Origin of the sequence: Haloferax namakaokahaiae, assembly GCF_042663225.1 — an archaeon.
Lineage (GTDB): Archaea > Halobacteriota > Halobacteria > Halobacteriales > Haloferacaceae > Haloferax > Haloferax namakaokahaiae.
The window spans coordinates 988,289-1,006,061 of the sequence record NZ_JBHTAA010000001.1 but is presented as its reverse complement, the minus strand read 5'-3'; the positions used below and the strand labels follow the sequence as shown (position 1 = coordinate 1,006,061).

The window sequence follows — 17,773 nt, the reverse complement described above, 5'->3', positions numbered from 1 at the left end:
TGACGTGTCGCATCCTAAGTCCGGCGGTTCAGGCGTTTCGAGCGAGCGTCTCGGCATCGACGATGACGGTCTCCGCCTCGCCGACGAACACCTGTTCGAGCGCCTCGCAGACGGCGTCGGCGTCACCGGGACCGCCTGCGTCCGCGACACTGCCCACGGAGTCCGGGTCGAACGGCACGTCGAGTGCCTCGTAAATCGGGTCGAGCACGGCGGCGATTTCGTCGCGGTCGGTGACGACGACGACGCCGGAGACGAGCGCGGCCGACTTGACGATTCGCTGGGCGAGTCCCGAAATCTTCCCGCCGGCTTGGACCGAGTGGTCGCCGGGGCAGTAGGACGCCGGTGGCTCGCCTCTACGTGCGGGGACGCCCAGTCGTCGGAGGGCGCGAATCACCGCCGTTGTCCCGGCTTCGTACCGGTCGTCTAAGCCCGCTCGCGCGTCTTCGAGCGGGATGGCGTGCGCGAACGCGACGGTCGTTCCGGTGTAGGCGACGGCGCGCCCGCCGACGGAGCGCTCGATGGCGGGAAAGCCGCGAGATTCGGCCGCTTCGGCGGCCTCGTCGTACCGCTCGGCGCGGGTGTCTCGGCGGCCGAAGGCGAGTTGTCGATGTGGCGTCCACGCCCGAAACGCGGCGTCTCCCGCCTCGGCCGTCGTTTCGAGCATCGTTGCGGTGACCTCGCGGTCGGTCGTCGGGTCGGGTCCACGGCCGCGGATGACGCGCATGTCTCTTCGAAGACGCTCGATGTATCTAAGCGCACCCGTCCCGTTCGGCCACGCATGGTAGGCCTCCCTGCGGCGCTCATCTCCCGTTACGAGCGGTTCTCGCTCTACAACTCGCCGTATCCCGCGCACGACCACCGCTGTGCAATCGACCTCTACCTCGAAGACCCGGTTGCCCGCTCGCCCGTCGCCGGCGTCGTCCGCGAGACGCGGACGGTTCGCGCCCCGACGAAGCCCTACGCCCACGACGAGGAGTATCTGATTCTCGTCGATGTCGATGTGGCGGCGACGGGGCTGGAGTGGGACGGCGGCGAAGACGAGAGCGATGGGAACCGCGGCGGCTCTGACGTGAACGCCGCCGATGGACTCGTCGCGCGGATACTTCACGTCGAGCCGTCCGTCTCGGCCGGCGACGAACTCGACGTTGGCGACCCGCTCGGCCGTCTCGTCAGGTCCGGTTTCTTCGCCCCGTGGGTCGCAAACCACATCCACCTCGGCTTTCGGCGGGCGAGCGCGAACCATCACCGCGCCCGCGGGTCGCTCCCGCTCGCCGTCGAAACCGACGTCACGCCGCTGTCGTGGGACGGGTGCGGAACCGTCGTCGAAACCGGTGAGACGTACGTCGTCCTCGACGACCCAATCGACCGCTCGGGGTCGGGATTCGTTGGCATCGCCAGCGACGAAGGGGCTGTCCTCGACGGCGGACTCGCCCACTACGTCGCGGGTGGAACACTGTCGTCGATCCCCGACGGAACCGAGTTGTCGCTCTTCGGAACCCACGTCGGGACTGTTACCGATGGCGACGTTCCGTGGGCCGATATCGACGTGTTTGCGAACGGCGAGCGCGTGACTGGACTCTCACTGTTCGCCTCGCAAATCGAACACGGCGCGAAAGTCGTCTGTCCCGGCCACGACTTCGGCGTCGGCGACGAACTGGAACTGTCGATAGGTACCAGTGAGGACCCGATTCGGCTTGGATGAGTGTCGAACTTTCGTCTGGTCTGTTCGGGCTTCAGCCTCACTTCCCCGACGACTTCCCACTCGCTGTCGTCTGCGGGCGACTTGTGGGCCGCCCGCACGGCCAGTGAGACAGCACCGGTGTCTCACGCTGCTCGTGGGAATTCCCGTTGAGTTCCACCGGAAGCAAAGGGGTTGTTCGCCGGGTGGCTATCGTCGCTCGCATCGAGCCGGGGAACAACCTCCCACTTGGTTGCCAATCTTTCAGAAATGGACTTTCGTCCGTTCAGATTTAAATGACTTTATCGTGAAAGGTCTAAGGTTAGAAACTAATATGCCTCTGTAACCCTACGTTTTCGGTGTTCGTTGATTGATGTGCGTTATTTGTGTAAAAGCCGCGGTGGCAACTGCCTTTCACTCATTGGGTAGGAATGAGTGACGAAAACCGGGAAGGATACGAAGTCGAACTCCGCTGTCCGGTCGGAAGCGTTTATCTCGGACCTGTAATCGAACAGTTAAACGTCGAAATCACGTTCGTCCAGAGCGTCCCAGTTGCTCCCGTTCCGATTCCGTATTTCTACGTCCGTGGGTCTGCGGTCGAACAGGTAGACGCGTTGCTCGAAGACCACGACCGAGTGACGTGCTTCGAGTTGCTCTCTGCACGGCCGACAGAGCGACTGTACCAGTGCTCGTGGAGACCACAACGAGAAGGGTTGGTCTCGACTGTCCACCAGTGCGATGGAATCGTCCGAAAGATGCGAGGGAGTGCGAGTGGATGGCTCACGTCGATTTTCTTCCCGACGCACGAGTTGGCGACCTCGTTCTACCAACGGTGCAGAGAGCGCGACCACGACGTCGAAATTCTCCGCGTCCAACGGGGCGGGTTCGGGAGCTACAGCCCCGACCGAGAACTCTCCGAAAAGCAGTTGGAAGCGGTCCGTCTCGCCTACGAACGGGGGTACTTCGAGACACCGACGGAGACGACGTTGGCCGAACTCGCCGACAACTTCGATATCTCCGAACAGGCGCTCTCGCAGCGACTCCGGCGGGCGACCCGCAGAATGGTCCAGTCACTCGTCGATGACTTAGTCGAAGAAGAACCGAGTGACGAGTAATCGACGACCAGTAGAACACCTGTTTGGCACGCGGCGTGTCTGCCACGGGGCCAAACGGGAGTGTTCGTGGGACGTGAATGTCGGGGCAACTGTCAATCCTCTGAACAAGTGCAGTGAATCTCCCGTGCCTCGACATTTAAAGTAGGGAAACTAGCTAGATGGAATTTTTGCCTTATATTACAACCTATTTATAAGGGGTCGAAAACTCGCCGAGATACGACGACACGAACCTTTCAATCTCGGTATAGGTTGGCGGCGACCCAGTCCGGACGAAATCACCGGCGACGGCGTTACCGAGAACGAGCATCTCGTGTGCGTCGAGACCGATGATGTGTCCCAGTGCGAGTCCGGCGTTGAAGTGGTCTCCGGAACTCGTCGTCAGAACCGGGTCGTCGGTTCGCGGCACCTGTACCGACGCGGTGCCGTTCGCATCGACGAGGTGAGCGGCGTCGATGCCGTGGCCGACGAAGCGTGTGACGCCGAGATGGTCGAACGCGACCCGAGATTCGGCCACGAACTCGCCTTCGGGCGCGTCCGCGAGTTGCGCGAGATACCGCGTCTCGTAGCGGTTTGCGGAGACGACAACATCGACCACGTCGTCGAGCTTCGACACCTGCTCGACGCCGTCGGCGACTACGTCGGGTTCTCGTTTTCGCAGGTCACCGGGGTCGAGCAGTAGCGTCTCCGGTGGGTTCGAGAGCGTCGGCCAGAGTTCTTCGCGCAGGCCGCGCGCGACGTCGGGGAGTTCGGGCATCTCCGACCAGTAGCCCATCCCGAAGAGGTCGCACCCGTCGATGAGTTCGGCGAGTCTCTCCACGCCGACGCGAGAGTCGATTTCGTCCCAGCCGAGTGTCATCAGCGTGCCAATCTCGGTGAGCATCAGCTTCCCGTCGGCGAACTCGACGGCGTCGGTGTAGCCCGGCGAGCCGATCGACTCCAGGGTGTACTCGCCGAACTCCTCGATGAAGGGGTCTTCCGGCGGGTGACCGAGACACCCGACGATTGCGGGGTCGAAGCCGAACACGCCGAATGCGCGGGCGAGGTGACTCACGTGACCGCCGGTTCTGACGTCTCGTTGTATCCACTCGAAACTCAGCGAACTCTCGGCTTCTATCGACTCGTTCACGCGGTCGGCGAAGGCATCGAGGGTCGCAACACGGTCGAACTCCGTCGCGGACTGTCGTTCCGAAACCACCTCTCGCACTCGGTCGATGTAGCCGTCGAAGCCGAAGACGACGCGTCCACCCGATACGCTCGGCGGGAGCGCCTCCCGACACGACTCGACTGCTCGTCTCGTCTCCTCGTCTGGGCGACTCATGATTCCCCGTTGCGTCGCCCAGCGGTTAGGCGTTTACACTGTGGGTATCGTTTGCGACCCTCAGCGGTCGGCTTCCGTCGTGATTTCGAATCGCGCACCGCCCTCGACACCGTCCGTGAACCAGATGCTCCAGCCGTGTGCACTCACGATGCTCTGGACGATGTTCAGGCCGAATCCAGTTCCTTCACTGCCGGTCGTGTAGCCCGCTTCGAAGATTCGCGGGCGTTCGTCGTCGTCGATTCCGGGGCCGTCGTCTTCGACGTAGAACCCGTTGCGGTCGTCGAGTGGGCCGATGCTGACCGTCACGTCGTCACCACCGTACCGAATCGCGTTCGACAGGAGGTTTTCGAGCAGTTGTCGCAAGCGACCCGGGTGCGCGTCGATGGTGAGTGAGGTGTCGATTTCGAGTGACGCGTCCGGCGTGCCCGGCGAGACGATGTTCCACGCTTCGAGCGCGGCCTGCGTGAGCGACACCGGTTCGACCTCTTCGACTCGCTGGCCGTTCTGAGCGAGCGCCAACACGTCCTGTACGATTGCGGACATCCGTTCGTGTGCTTCGCCGATTCGGTCCAACTCGGGCGCATCGCAGGTCTCCTTGGCGAGTTCGAGATACCCCATCGCAACGTTGAGCGGGTTCTGCAAGTCGTGCGAGACGGCCGAGGCGAACGAGTCGAGTTGTTCGTTCTGTCGTGCGAGTTCCGCTTCGCGTCGTCGCAGGAGTTGCTCGCGTTCGACCCTGTCGAGTGCGGCTTTCGTGTTCGACGCCAGCACTTTCGCCAACGGACGACGGTGGTCGCGTAACATCGCTTCGTCGTCTTCGCAGATGACGAGGACGCCGTGACTCGGAATCGAGACGAGCAACTCCGCGTGCGTCTCGCCCATCGGCGTCTCCTCGCTCCACGTTCCCGACGTAACGTCTGGAAGCAAACGGTCCTCGCCCGACTCGAACACCGCCCAGAGACGCCCCGGATTTCGAGTGACCGGCGTGACGGCTTCCGAGATGGCCGTCGCCGCCTCCGTCGCGGCCGTCGGAACGAGCGCGTCGGTCGCCTCGTCGTAGAGGAACACTCGGTTGACTTCGTATTCGAGCGCGTCGGCGGTGACTTCCGAGACGATTTCTGCGACGCCCTCCCGCGTTGTCTCGGCACTCAGGTCTCGTGAGGCCGAGTGGAGCGCGTTGAGGCGCTGTTCGTACAACTTCTGGTCGGTGATGTCGGTGGCGATGCCGACCGCGCCGGTTATCGACCCATCGTCTTCGACGACGGGCGTAATCCCGAAATCGACGACTCGTGACCGACCACTGGACGATATCGGAACTTCGAATCGCACGCCATCGGTCTCCCCGGCTAACACCGAATCGAGAACCGATTCGATGCGTTCGAACTGTGCCTCGGTGACGATGCCGCTCTCGACGGCAGCCGAGACGTGTTCTCCGACGAACCGCCCTCGCGGTACTCCAATCTTCGACATCGCCGCCTCGTTGACGTACTGGATGACGCAGTCGGAATCGACGACGTAGGCACCGAGTTGGATGCTCTCGATAATCGTCTCGTACTGTTCGAGTTGCGACTCGCGGCGTTGCTGTTCGGTGACGTCGCGCGAACTGACGACGAATCCGTCCAGTAGCGACGAGTGCTGACGAGAGCCAATCGACTCTAACCAGACCCACGAGCCGTCGGCGTGGCGGTAGCGATACCGATAGGACTTGCCGGCGTTCGACTCCTCTCCGACTGCGTCTCGGTAGGCTCGCTCGATTTCACTTCGGTCCTCGGGGTGAACGAAGTCGAAGACAGACCGACCAATCTGCTCGTCTGGCGTGTAGCCGAGGACGGATTCGACCGCCGGGCTGTGGTAACGGATGTTGCCGTCGGTATCGATGAACGAGACGATGTCTCGACTGTTCTCGACGAACGCCCGAAATCGCGCTTCGGTCTCGCGCTGCTCGGTGACGTCGTGCATCGAGACGAGCACGCCGTAGTTGTCGTGGTACTCGATGTCTTTGACGTTCACTTGGCACTGCCGCGTCTCCCCGTCGGCGGTGACGATGCGAACGTCGTAGCGTTCCGGGGCGTCCGACCCCGACCGCCGGCGCTCGGAGATGGATGCGACGCGCTCGCGGTCGTCTGGGTGGATGACATCGAGTAGCGGCGTCTCGCTCAGTTCGGCGTCGTCTAACCCGGTCAACTCGGTGAGTTTTCGGTTCCAGAACTGGAACCCGCCGTCTTGGGCGATGAAAATCGCATCGAAGCTCTGTTCGACCACCGTTCGATACAGCGAGTCCGGTTCGCCCGGCGACGACCAGTCGGCGAACTGCGTCGCTCGCTCGATGCGCGCGGCGAGCGCCGCACGTTCGCTCTCCGTCTGTGGGTGGTCGATGACCGACGCACCGTTCGTGACGCCCTCGTTGTCGGCCGCCGACCCGTCGCCGTCCGTGACGAAGAACACGGGAACCGACCCGACGTGCGTCTTGACCCGCGAGAGGAACCCGGTGTCGAACTCCCCGACGACGACGACACAGTCTGGAGAATCGGTGCCCGATTCGAACACCGCGTCCTTCTCTGCTCGCTGCTCGACACGAAGGCCACGGTTTGCAAGCGCGGCGTCGAGTGCGGATGTCGCCTCTGAGGCGACGAGAAGGACACGGAATCCCTGCATATGTGTTGACCCACGGCATTCGGTATATATCCCACGCTCGCCGATACGTCGGCCCGCATTTCGACCGACTGGCGACCGTCGCTTACATGACAGCGGGCCGCTTCAGTCGTGCCATGAGCGAAGAATTCCCCGCGGAAGCCGCCACCATCGTCCAGCGGCACATCGAGGAGGAACACGGCTATCTCTCGTGGCTCAACACGCAGGTCGATGCCATCGAACGCGGTCGTCTCGTGATGACCATCCCGTACGACGAGAAACTCACCAACACCGTGTCGCCGCCGACGATTCACGGCGGTATCGCCGCCACGCTTATCGACACCGCGGGCGGGATTGCGCTCCGAACTACGTTCGACGACCCGCTCTCCGGCGGCGTCGCCACTATCAATCTCAACGTGAACTACCTCCGACGCGCGTCGGGCGACCTCACGGCCGTCGCCGACGTGGTCCGCGCTGGTGGAAGCGTCGGCGTCAGCACGATTACGGTCGTCAGCACCGACCCCGAGGACGACGAGGACGTTGCCGCTCGCACCACGCCCGCGAACGAGTGGGACGACGCGGTGGCGACCGGACAGGGCGCGTACCGACTCTTCCGCGACTAATTTCTATCTCTGGAATTCGATATCTTCGAGCGTCGCCGTCTCGCCGAACAACCACTCGGCGTGTTCGACGGCGTACTCCTTGTGGGCGTCTTCGAGCGCCCCGATTGCGTCGGTGACGAGCACCGGCCGGTAGTCGCGCAAGCCGGCGCTGCCCGCGGTGTGGAGGACGCAGACGTTGGCGAGCGTTCCGCAGAGGAGGAGGTCGTGGACGCCGTGGGCGGCGAGCCAGCCGTCGAGTTGCGTCTCGTAGAAGGCGTCGTAGGTGTGTTTCTCGACGACGAGGTCCTCCTCGCGCACGTCGAGTTCGGCGAGGTGTTCGGCGTCCCACGTCCCCTCGACGACGTGTTCGCCCCAGCGCTCGAACTCGTCGTAGTAGTGCGAGTCGTCGAACTGGTCGGGTGGGTGCACGTCGCGGGTGTAGACGATTCGCGCGCCTGCTTCGCGGGCCGCGGCGACCAACTCGGTGACGGGTTCGATTGCGGCCTCGCTCCCGGCCGCGTAGAGGCTCCCCTCCGGGTGACAGAAGCCGTTCTGCATGTCCACGACGACGATAGCCGTCTCACTCGGTGTAAACTTCATACGCGAACTTGGGCGGCGCGAACCAAAATGGTGCGGCGAGTGAGCGCTGGGGAGAGTCGAACGAGGGCGCGCAACTCGTCGCCAACCGGGAGACTCCTGCGTGAGTGAATCAGACAAGGTACTTCACTGTGCGGGCTAAGAATCATGTATGCGAATGACAGGTCCCCGCGTGCTTCTCGTCGTCGCCCTCGTCGTCCTCGCAGGGTGCGCGGCACCAGTTTCCGGGCCCGCTGCCTCCGCGCCGTCGCAGGAGACGACGCAGACTTCGACACCGGACCGAGACGGGTTCTCTGACCCCGACAGCGACGTGCTCGGGTGGGAGAACGGGTATTGGTACGACGAATCGATAGACGTGAATCAGTCCGACGGCCTGAGCGACGCCGAAGTCGAAGCCTACGTCGCTCGGTCGATGGCGCGTGTCGAACACATTCGCCAACTCGAATTTAAAGAGGAGGCCCCAGTCGATGTGATTTCGCGTGACGAGTACCGACAAGGGAGCGCGAACAACACCGGCGCGTCCGACTCGGAGTTCAACCGCTGGAACGACCAAGTCTGGGAGGCGCTCTTTATCACCGGCGAGCGAGAGAGTAGTTCGAGCGCCATCGGCAACACGACCAGTAGCGCCGTCCTCGGCTTCTACTCGCCGCGGGCGGGCGAAATCAAAGTCGTGACCGGCACGCCCGACTCGCCGACTATCGACAACGCCACGCTCGCGCACGAACTGGTCCACGCCCTCCAAGACCAGCACTTCGACCTCACCAGCGAGCGCTTTTCGGGCCAGACCCAAGACGGTGACCTCGCTATCGACGGCATCGTCGAAGGCGACGCTTCGTACGTCGAAAAGCAGTACTCCGAGCGCTGTAATTCCGGCGAGTGGGACTGTGTCGCCCCGCCCGCCGCCAACGGCGGGTCGGGGTCGGGTGGGTCGGGCGGCGCTGGGCCGAACCTCGGCGTCCTCTTGACCATCTATCAACCGTACTCGGACGGTCCGGTGTACGTCCACTCGCTCTACGAGCAGGGTGGCTGGGAAGCCGTGAACGACGCGCTTCGCAACCCGCCGGTCTCTTCCGAGCAGACGATTCACCTCACCGACGAAGAGCCGGTTCCCATCGAGTTCGAGAGCACCGCCACGAACGGCTGGGAGACCTTCCCCAATCAGGGCGAAGACGGCTCTGACACCGTCGGCGAGGCCTCCATCTACGCGATGATGTGGTACCAAGCGCGGATGAACGGCGCTGACACCATCAACATCCGCGGCCTGCTCGATACGAGCGACCAGTACGACACGTACAACTACGACGCGAAACCCTCCGCGGGATGGGGGAACGACCGCCTGTTCCCCTACAAGACGACCGGCAGCGGTGAGACCGAGTACGGCTACGTCTGGGTGACCGAGTGGGACACCGAACAGGACGCCAAACAGTTCGAGACGGCCTACCTGAACATCCTTCGAGCGAACGGCGTCAACACTCTCGACAACGGCATCTACGTCGTCCCCGACGGCGAGTTCAACGACGCCTTCCGCGTCGTCCGCGACGGGACGCGCGTCACCATCGTCAACGGACCCGAACCCGAAGACGTGGACCAAATTCGACCCGAACTGGCGTCGTAACTTGCGACAAGATACTTAGCTGTCACCTCTCATTGGGTGGCATGGCCCGTTTTCTCCTCCCCGTTGCTCTCCTCGTGCTTCTTACTGGATGTGTTGGTGCGCCCGTTGCGACCGATGAGATAGTGACGGCGACGACTGAGACGACGGCCTCGGAGACCTCGACGACGACTACTCAAACTACCTCGTCTCACGACTGCAACGCCAGTCTCTACACCTCCGCTGTCGAGTCAGTCCCCGACGACGAATCCATCACAGAGTACGACGAAATGCCCGCGGACCGGCAGTCAGAGTTCGACCGAGAACTAAACGGAGGCGTCTCGTTCGGTCGAGGAACGGAGGCGTATTGGTTCTGGAAAAGTTCGCGCTACGTCGAAAAGGGAAACACGACCTATCAAACGTTTATCGTCGTCTGCTAACGCGCCGAACTCCTTTTCTCCTCTCCCGCGCAGGTTCGCATAGATGCGGTCACACCTCGCACCGATTCTCGCCGCCCTCCTCCTCCTCGTCTCGGGGTGTGCCGCGCCAGTCGCAGACCCGACACTGTCGCAGTCGGCTGACGACTGGTCGTGGCCCGACGACCCACCCACTGACAGACTCGGGTGGGAGAACGGTTACTGGCACAACGAGTCCATCGACATCGACCAGTCCGACGGCTTGAACGCGAGCGAACGCGAGGCGTTCGTCGCCCGAACGATGGCGCGGGTCGAACTCGTTCGCCAACTCGAATTCGAAGAGCCAGTCCCCGTCGAAGTCATCACCCGCGAGGAGTACCGAGCGCAGTCCGACGCGCCAACTGACCCCGTCCACGCCGACTGGAACGACCAGGTCTGGGAGGCGCTCTTGCTCGTCGGCGAGGACCGAACCATCGAGGAGGTGTTCGACGAGTTGTACGGCGGTGTGGTGCTCGGTTACTACGACCCGGCCGAGGACCGAATCGTCATCGTCAGCGACAGTCCCACGCCGGCTATCGAGCGCGGGACGCTGGCGCACGAACTCGTGCATGCCCTCCAAGACCAGCACTTCGGACTCGACGCGTCGCCACCGACGCAGGACGAACAACTCGCAGATAACGGTCTCACCGAGGGCGACGCGCGCTACGTCGAGTACCTCTACGGCGACCGGTGCGGCGAGGAGTGGGAGTGCGTCCCCCGACCGGAGCGCGAGGCGTCCGGCGGGTCGTTCGACTTCTCGGTGTTCCTCGTCATCTACACGCCGTACAGTGAGGGGCCGACGTTCGTCTCGGAACTCCACGAACGCGGTGGCTGGGAGGCGGTGAACGACGCCTACGCGAACCCCCCCGTTTCCACTGAACAACTCCTGTATCCGGCCCGCTACCCCGACGAACGCCCGGTTGCGGTCGAAATCGAAGACCGCTCGAACGAGAACTGGAGTCGGTTCGACCACGACCCGGCCGGGGACACGGTGGGCGAAGCCTCCATCTACGCGATGTTGCGGGCGAACCGCGCCATCGACCGCGGCAAACTCCAGCGGAATACGGGCGCGTACTCGGCGTACAACTACACGAGCGGGCCGTCGTCGGGATGGGCGGGTGACCTCGTGGTTCCGTACCGCCCCGCCAACGAAACGGTCGCCACCGAGAACCCCGACCAGCGCGCCTACGTCTGGCGAATCACGTGGGACACCGACGCCGATGCGGAGAACTTCGAGGCGACCTACACGAAGGTCATGCTCCAACTCCGGATGGGCGCCTCTCGCGTCGCGCCAAACACCTACGTCATCGACGAGGGACCGTTCGCGGACGCCTATCGCGTGACGCGAGACGGCGACACGGTGACCGTCGTCAACGCGCCGACGGTCGAGGCGTTGGACGCAGTCCATTCTAACGGCGATTGAAGAAAATTCCTCTTCGACCGCCCGGACCGATTATGCAACCTTTTCATCGCTCGGATGGAATTGACGGGAAATGACCGAGTTCGACATCGTCGGTCCCGACGCCATCCGCGACGGCGACGCGACCGATGCTTACTTCCAGCGGACCGAGGCGACGCTTCGGCACGCGGGGAAGAACCCCCACGTCGTCGCCGAGGTGACCGCAGACCAGTTCCCCGACGGGGAGTTCGAGGTGTTCGCCGGCGTCAAAGACGCGGCGGCGCTGCTCGAAGGCCACGACCTCGACGTCGATGCCGTCCCCGAGGGCTGCCTCTTCGACGGCGGTCCAGTCATGCGAATCGAAGGCGACTACCTCGACTTCGCCCGCCTCGAAACCTCGCTGCTCGGCTTTCTCTCGCACGCCTCCGGGTGCGCGACGGCGGCCCTCGAAGCGCGAGTCGCCGCGCCCGACTCTATCGTCCTCTCGTTCGGCGCGCGCCACGTCCACCCGTCTATCGCCGCGATGGTCGAACGAAGCGCGCTCGTCGCCGGCCTCGACGGCTTCTCGCACGTCGCCGCCGGGGAGATTCTCGGCCGCGAAGCCAGCGGCACCATGCCCCACGCGCTCGTCATCGCTTTCGGCCGCGACGAACAGGAAGCCGCCTTCCGCGCCTTCGACGAGGCAGTCCCAGAGGGCGTCCCGCGGGTCGCGCTCTGTGACACCTACGGCGACGAGGTCGGCGAAGTCCTCACGGCGGTCGATGCGCTCGGCGACAACCTCGACAGCGTCCGTCTCGACACCACCTCGTCGCGTCGCGGGGACTTCCGTCACATCGTCCGCGAGGTTCGCTGGGAACTCGACGCCCGCGGCCACGAAGACGTGGGTATCTTCGTGAGCGGCGGTCTCGGCCCCGAGGAGCTGCGCGAACTGCGCGACGTGGTCTCCGGGTTCGGCGTCGGCGGCTACATCTCCAACGCGAACCCGGTCGATTTCGCGCTCGACATCGTCGAAGTCGAGGGCGAACTCGCGGCAAAACGCGGCAAACTCTCCGGCGCGAAGGAGGTCTACCGCACCGACGACGGCGGCCACCACATCGGCCTTCGCGGGCAGGACGCGCCCGACGATGCGACGCCGTTGCTCGAACCGCTCATCCGCGACGGCGAACTCGTCCGCGAGTTCGATATCGACGCGGCGGCCGACTACTCGGCGCGGGACGCCGAACGCGTCGGCTTCGGCGCGGAGTAAGTCTCTCAGTCGAGCATCTCCTCGATTTCCGACGCGATTGCGTTCCCTCTTTCTTCGAAGGTTCCACTTCCCGGTTCGTACCAGTGCGGCAGTCCTCCGACGGACCGGCCCATCGCAATCAGTCGATACAGGTCGCGGGCGGGCATCTCTGCCGAGAACGGAAGCGGGTCGTAGAGCGCTTCTTTGACGGCACTCGTGTCGGAGACGAACCGCGTCAGGAGGTACTCTACGTTCACCGCCGCGAATTCCGCGGGTGCCAATTTCGCGCGCTCTAAGTCGATGATTCCCGTTACTCCGTCGAGGCTGGTGGGTGGGGTGCCGTCGGAACTCAGCAAGTTCTCGGGTGAGAAGTCGGTGACGACGACGGACTGCGTGGGTGTCTTCGGGAGGCGGTCGGCGTTCGCACGAAGGTACGACCTCACCTCGGGAACGGCCGATTGGAGTGCTTCGTGTTCTGGCGGGTTCGAGTACAGTTGCGCCGCGTAGTCGAGGAACCACGACCGACAGTCGTCGTAGTTTCCGACTGCGCACGGCCCACTTGGGCGTCGTTCGTGGTCTCGAATGTATCCGTAGTCCTCGGTAGCGTGGTCGGGAATCGTCGCGGACGCGGCGATGATTTCGCCGACCAGTCGGACCGCATCTGGGTTGGTGACGCGTGCAGTATCGAGAAACCCTTCGGCGAGACTCTCCCCCGGCAGAAACTCCATGACGATCGCTGGCGGTGTCGCCTCGCCGTCCAGTTCGACCCCGTACAGGGTCGGAACCGAAAGATCGGTGTACGCGTCGAGCAGTCGATATGCGGCGACTCCCGCCCGGAAGTGCCCTCGCGTCGAGTAGGTCGCAAACTTGACGACCACCTTCGGTTCGTTCGAGTTAGGGGGAGTACAGACGTACACCTCGTTGTATCCTGTCGAAGCTGACTCGATGGTCCACTCGCGTGGCGGTGACTCGTCGTGTCCGGGAAGCGAGTCGAGGTCCCGGAGAACGCGAACCACATCCGACCGGTCGGGTGTCGAATCTTCATTCGTCATGGCGAGTGGACTCCGTGCGTGGGGATGGTCGATGCGTGCTGGCTGGCTTCGTCGTGTGACTGTGTCGTTCGTGTGCCATCGTGGCGTATCGTGTCGCTGTCGCTGTTCGGTCAACAATCGGTTCAGAACGAGTCGGTCGGTTTCGACGGCCAGCGTCTGACTGCTATCTTACCAGCACGTCACACGTGAACGGGTCCACCCGACGCTGTGGAGCGTACACGCATCGGATTGACCACTCGGAACACGAGCCTATCTTGAAACGTGACTGATAAAACTATTCGGGTGGGGGTCGGCACGCCGACTCCGAAAAACGTGCAGTCGCGCCGCTATGTCGGTAAAGATGTACCGCACGTCGCGTCACCCGAATTCAGTCGGTGGTTTACAGCGCTTCGACGCTGCCGCCGTCGTTGCGCTCGCGGAAGACCTGCCCTTCGAAGAGCGTGACCATCGTATCCTCGTCTTGCCACGCGAGCGGCGAGAGACCGGCCTTGCGGCAGGCGTTGGTGAGGAGTTGTTCTTTCGACCAGCCGAGTTCGACCGGCAGCGTCGGGTACATCCACCCGTGCTTGCCGTCGGCGTCGATTGCGACGCCGTGGGTCCCGAGTTCGATGTCTGCGACTGGGTCGTTAGTAAGTGTGTAATTTTTAACGATGCAAACGGAGATGTTCAGGTTCGGGAGTTCGGGGGCTTCGATTTCGGTCTGACACGAGTCGCCGGACGAAGCTTTGATAGCCGCATCGACGATGGCGTGACCGAGTTGGTCTTTGCCACGATACGCGCCGGCACAGCCACGGAGCCGCCCTCGACCGCGTGTGGATTTGATTCGGACGAACGCACCGGTTCGTGCGTAGAAGGCGTCTCTCATGCTGCCTGGTTGTTCTCGTTGCCCATGGAGAACGTACGATTCTACCGATTCCCGCGCTAGTTCGACCGCCCTCGCCCCATCCTCATAGGTGAGTTGCACGGTCTGCGCCTCGGACATATACCACATGAAGGCCCCAAGCGACTTCAACGCTTCCCCTTCGTGTTAATTGGATGTTATGTGTAACTGTGTCAGCATTAACACGCGCATAAACCGGATTAGAACCGGCGTAATCGAACCCCTTATCCACGAGACGAGACTACCTTACGTCGGCAGAGAGAGCCCGGCTCCCGTGCCCGCGACGGGCATGAGGAAAGTCCCCCCACCGTCCGGATAGGTGACCGGGCGCAAGCCCGGAGTCGGAGACGGCTGGCTCTGGAACAGAAACGAGACCCCTCGACCCGACCGATGACGTGCGTGCGACGACCACCGGTCGTTGCCGGCGCGAACGGGAACCCCCGTGAGTGCGCGAACCGACCCGAGAGGGGAGGAAGATAACCCACCGAGGGCAGAAGGTCGAGAATGGATGGAACGGCGAATCCTCACCGGTGCAAGTCCGCGCCGCGAAGGTAATCTGGACAGCACGCTCGGGTTCGCCCGACGTGCCCTCGAACGTCTCGTTCGAGGAGGACGCGGACGCTGAGCCGAATGCTGGGACGAACAGAAGGGGGCTTACTCCTCTCAGCCGCTTTTACCACGCGAGCGACAGCGCCGAGCGTCGTGAGTTTCTCGGTGACTAACCGATTTGAGAAACCCTCATGCTGGTCCATCACCCTCAGTAGGTATGCGTCTCCTCGTCTGGTGTGTCGTCGCGCTGGTTCTTCTCTCAGGGTGTACCGCACCGTCTGCGGTCGCCCCGGACTACTCGACCACCACGGCGTCGGACACCACCTCACCCGATACTGCGGCCGTGGCGACGGACGATGCGACCAAAACCGAAGCCGCGATGTCCCAACGCACGACGGGTCCGTGGGGGAGTGACCCGGTCGTCGTCGGAATAACCGCTCCGGACGACGGGAGGAACTACACGACGTTCGTCGAGAGCGCGACGGCCTACTGGGAAGACGAAGACACCCGATACCTCGGCTACGACATCGACTACGACGTGCAACCGGATGCGACCGACCCGGACCTCGTCGTCGAATTCAGGTCCCACGTTCCGGAGTGTAGCGGCCACGGCAATGCCGCCGGGTGCGCGCCCTACATCACCGACGAGTCGCAGATAGAGTCGCCTGTCGTGGTGTACGTCAAGACCGGATTCAACGACGATTCGACGACCGAAATCGTCGCCCACGAACTCGGACACACCCTCGGGTTATCCCACGACGACGACCCGCAGTCGCTCATGGCGGCGACGAGCAGACTCTACACCCTTCCGCAGACGAACGCCACCGAGCGCGAGTTCCCGTGGCTGCACACCGACTTCTCCATCTACGTTGACGACGCGAACGCGCGCGACCCTGCTGGGAGCCGTGACCAGGTCGAACAGACGCTCGACTACTACGAGGACGGCGCGGCGGGCATGCCCGACAACCTCACGTTCACGTTCGTCTCCGACCCTGCCGACGCCGACATCGTGATTTCCTTTACCAACTCCTCCCCGTGTGGGTCTGATGCCGGGTCGTGCGCGAGTATCGGCGGCTACGACCCCGACGGCGACGGCGCGCTCGAAACGTACGACGGTCTCCGAATCGTCCTCGTGGACCTCGAAACCGACGCGGTCGGGTGGCACGTCGGCTACTGGCTCGCCCACTACTTCGGTGCCGAAGACGACGCCGAGAAGCCCGAACCGTTCCAGTCTGCGACGTACGAAGAGCGCCGGAGCGAGTGGTGGACCTAACGACGCCGGAGTGACATAATTTGAAATAGCATCGCGGGCAACCCCCGGTACGTGCCCTCCGCTGACACGCTCCCACCGGCGAGTGTCATTTCGTGGTCGAGCGACGCGTCGGATTGGGACGGCACCATCCTCCGCTACGGTATCCTCGCGCTCCTCGGCGGGATGGCCCTGCTCGCGTTGCTACTGATAGTCTTGATTACACCCGGTCTACTCCGAGAGGGTGAGTACGGGGTGCTGATGGTTCTCGCCGCTTCGCTCCTCTTCGGCGGACCTGTCTCTTACGTCGTCGTCGCGGCGGCCGTCTCGCGCGGCGAACTGTCCAAGATTTTCCCCAATATCACGGCGTTTCGGCTCGGTCCGTCCATCGCCGCCTGCGTCGTCGGTGCCGTCGCTATCGTCGCTTTCGTTCGCTACCCCTCGCTTTTCTACGCCGTTCCAGTGCTGGGACTCGCTCTCCTGGTCGTCCGCTGGCTTCGACACGGGACCGGCACCCTCGACGTGGAAGCAAAGACGTTCACGATTCCGAAGAACGAACAGTCCTCCTTCGAGTACAGCCTCGACGGACTACGTTCGTTCTCGACCTACCCCGTCGCCGACACCGTGGTCTTCCGACTCCGCTACGTCGGTACGAAGGGATTGTCTGGCCCGTCGGTCATGTCCGTCCCAGCCGACAGGGCCGACGAGGTGAGCGTTGCGCTCGCGTCGATAGCCGACGAATCGGACACGGAGACCGGTGTCTCGAAAACGGCCGCAGCGGTGCTCGCGGTGTTCGGTGTCGGGTTTCTCTCGCTTGCGGTCGCTCCGTGGGTTCTCCTCCAGTTCGGCGACCTTCCTCGCGCGAGTCGCGGGTTTGCGACGTACTTCTCGTTGTTCTTGGGTACGTTCGGCGCGCTGTTCGTCCTCCTCGCGGTTCGCTCGCAACGCTGAGGCTGGCGAGTTGGACCTCGGGCTGGCGGGTTGGACCTCGCGGTGGCTTTTGCGGCCATTCGTGCCCCCTGCCACCGAGTTCTTCTACCTCGCACCCATAGGGAGGATGTGACGTTTACAGACGCGCACGACGACTTCGACGACCAGTTCGACGAGCGTGCGCTCCGCGAGGCACTCGCCGTCTTCGGCGGCACCGACGACGAACGGCGAATCGTCGCCCGGCAGGCCCGTGATTTGGCCGATTCGGGACAGGCGATACGTGACCGCGGCATCCCGCTCACGGTCGAAGAAATCGTCTCCAATCTCGAAGACGCCCCTCGCGGAACGCCCGCGACGCGCTGGAACTGGTGGCTCGGCGCGCTCGAAGTCGCCTACGGTGGCTACGAGGAGTTCCGCGTCAGACGCTTCCCCAAGGCGTAGGTCGGACGTTCAGGTTTTCTCACTCGTCTTTCGCGTTTTAGGACCATCTCAGCCGTACTAC

General features: G+C 63.4%; 16 protein-coding genes and 1 other RNA gene. 11 read left to right on the top strand and 6 right to left on the bottom strand.

Features of this window, described 5'->3' with window-relative positions; translation table 11 throughout:
- Positions 1 to 28: 28 nt before the first annotated feature.
- Positions 29 to 724, bottom strand: coding sequence for a lipoate--protein ligase family protein (locus tag ACFQJC_RS05495; protein WP_390222245.1), 696 nt, complete (start codon positions 722 to 724; stop codon positions 29 to 31).
- A 54-nt stretch (positions 725 to 778) separates the two neighbouring features.
- Between ACFQJC_RS05495 and ACFQJC_RS05490 the strand changes: the two genes are divergently transcribed.
- The gene (locus ACFQJC_RS05490; RefSeq protein ID WP_390222244.1) at positions 779 to 1,702 is read left to right on the top strand and encodes a DUF8155 domain-containing protein; all 924 of its coding nucleotides are present in this window, start codon (positions 779 to 781) and stop codon (positions 1,700 to 1,702) included.
- 407 nt (positions 1,703 to 2,109) lie between these two features.
- Positions 2,110 to 2,793: a helix-turn-helix domain-containing protein gene (locus ACFQJC_RS05485; RefSeq protein WP_390222243.1), complete on the top strand. Its 684-nt coding sequence runs from the start codon at positions 2,110 to 2,112 to the stop codon at positions 2,791 to 2,793.
- Between the two features lie 184 nt (positions 2,794 to 2,977).
- Here the strand turns inward: ACFQJC_RS05485 and ACFQJC_RS05480 are convergent, their stop codons facing one another.
- A complete protein-coding gene (locus tag ACFQJC_RS05480) occupies positions 2,978 to 4,111 on the bottom strand; it encodes a hypothetical protein (protein ID WP_390222242.1) in 1,134 nt (377 codons plus the stop codon).
- A 60-nt stretch (positions 4,112 to 4,171) separates the two neighbouring features.
- A complete protein-coding gene (locus tag ACFQJC_RS05475; protein WP_390222241.1) occupies positions 4,172 to 6,766 on the bottom strand; it encodes a sensor histidine kinase in 2,595 nt (864 codons plus the stop codon).
- Positions 6,767 to 6,879: 113 nt separating this feature from the next.
- Here ACFQJC_RS05475 and ACFQJC_RS05470 point away from each other — a divergent pair, with 113 nt between their 5' ends.
- Positions 6,880 to 7,365, top strand: coding sequence for a PaaI family thioesterase (locus ACFQJC_RS05470; RefSeq protein WP_390222240.1), 486 nt, complete (start codon positions 6,880 to 6,882; stop codon positions 7,363 to 7,365).
- A gap of 3 nt (positions 7,366 to 7,368) precedes the next feature.
- On the opposite strand, the gene ACFQJC_RS05465 is transcribed toward ACFQJC_RS05470, so the two are convergent.
- Positions 7,369 to 7,944 (bottom strand): cysteine hydrolase family protein, encoded by a 576-nt coding sequence (locus tag ACFQJC_RS05465; RefSeq protein WP_390222239.1) that lies wholly within the window; start codon positions 7,942 to 7,944, stop codon positions 7,369 to 7,371.
- Positions 7,945 to 8,092: 148 nt separating this feature from the next.
- On the opposite strand from ACFQJC_RS05465, the gene ACFQJC_RS05460 reads away from it, so the two are divergent.
- The 4 genes from ACFQJC_RS05460 to ACFQJC_RS05445 all read left to right on the top strand — a co-directional run bounded on the left by ACFQJC_RS05460 (position 8,093) and on the right by ACFQJC_RS05445 (position 12,632).
- The gene (locus ACFQJC_RS05460; RefSeq protein ID WP_390222238.1) at positions 8,093 to 9,556 is read left to right on the top strand and encodes an Hvo_1808 family surface protein; all 1,464 of its coding nucleotides are present in this window, start codon (positions 8,093 to 8,095) and stop codon (positions 9,554 to 9,556) included.
- A 41-nt stretch (positions 9,557 to 9,597) separates the two neighbouring features.
- On the top strand, positions 9,598 to 9,972 hold the full coding sequence (locus tag ACFQJC_RS05455) for a DUF7979 domain-containing protein (RefSeq protein WP_390222237.1): 375 nt from the start codon (positions 9,598 to 9,600) through the stop codon (positions 9,970 to 9,972).
- Between the two features lie 43 nt (positions 9,973 to 10,015).
- On the top strand, positions 10,016 to 11,410 hold the full coding sequence (locus ACFQJC_RS05450) for an Hvo_1808 family surface protein (RefSeq protein WP_390222236.1): 1,395 nt from the start codon (positions 10,016 to 10,018) through the stop codon (positions 11,408 to 11,410).
- Between the two features lie 70 nt (positions 11,411 to 11,480).
- Positions 11,481 to 12,632 carry a nicotinate phosphoribosyltransferase gene (locus ACFQJC_RS05445; RefSeq protein ID WP_390222235.1) on the top strand — a complete coding sequence of 384 codons (1,152 nt, stop codon included), beginning with the start codon at positions 11,481 to 11,483 and terminating at the stop codon, positions 12,630 to 12,632.
- 5 nt (positions 12,633 to 12,637) lie between these two features.
- On the opposite strand, the gene ACFQJC_RS05440 is transcribed toward ACFQJC_RS05445, so the two are convergent.
- Entirely contained in the window at positions 12,638 to 13,663 is a 1,026-nt protein-coding gene (locus ACFQJC_RS05440) for an aminoglycoside phosphotransferase family protein (RefSeq protein ID WP_390222234.1), read from the bottom strand.
- A gap of 379 nt (positions 13,664 to 14,042) precedes the next feature.
- On the bottom strand, positions 14,043 to 14,645 hold the full coding sequence (locus tag ACFQJC_RS05435; RefSeq protein WP_390222233.1) for a TIGR00296 family protein: 603 nt from the start codon (positions 14,643 to 14,645) through the stop codon (positions 14,043 to 14,045).
- 151 nt (positions 14,646 to 14,796) lie between these two features.
- Here ACFQJC_RS05435 and rnpB point away from each other — a divergent pair.
- From rnpB to ACFQJC_RS05415, 4 genes are all read left to right on the top strand, one after another.
- An RNA gene (gene rnpB, locus ACFQJC_RS05430) (RNase P RNA component) lies at positions 14,797 to 15,212 on the top strand.
- Positions 15,213 to 15,309: 97 nt separating this feature from the next.
- Positions 15,310 to 16,365 carry a matrixin family metalloprotease gene (locus ACFQJC_RS05425; protein WP_390222232.1) on the top strand — a complete coding sequence of 352 codons (1,056 nt, stop codon included), beginning with the start codon at positions 15,310 to 15,312 and terminating at the stop codon, positions 16,363 to 16,365.
- A 51-nt stretch (positions 16,366 to 16,416) separates the two neighbouring features.
- Complete coding sequence (locus ACFQJC_RS05420; RefSeq protein WP_390222231.1) at positions 16,417 to 17,292, top strand: hypothetical protein; 876 nt, start codon at positions 16,417 to 16,419, stop codon at positions 17,290 to 17,292.
- A gap of 108 nt (positions 17,293 to 17,400) precedes the next feature.
- Positions 17,401 to 17,712, top strand: a complete 312-nt coding sequence (locus tag ACFQJC_RS05415) for a hypothetical protein (protein WP_390222230.1) — start codon at positions 17,401 to 17,403, stop codon at positions 17,710 to 17,712.
- Positions 17,713 to 17,773: the final 61 nt, after the last annotated feature.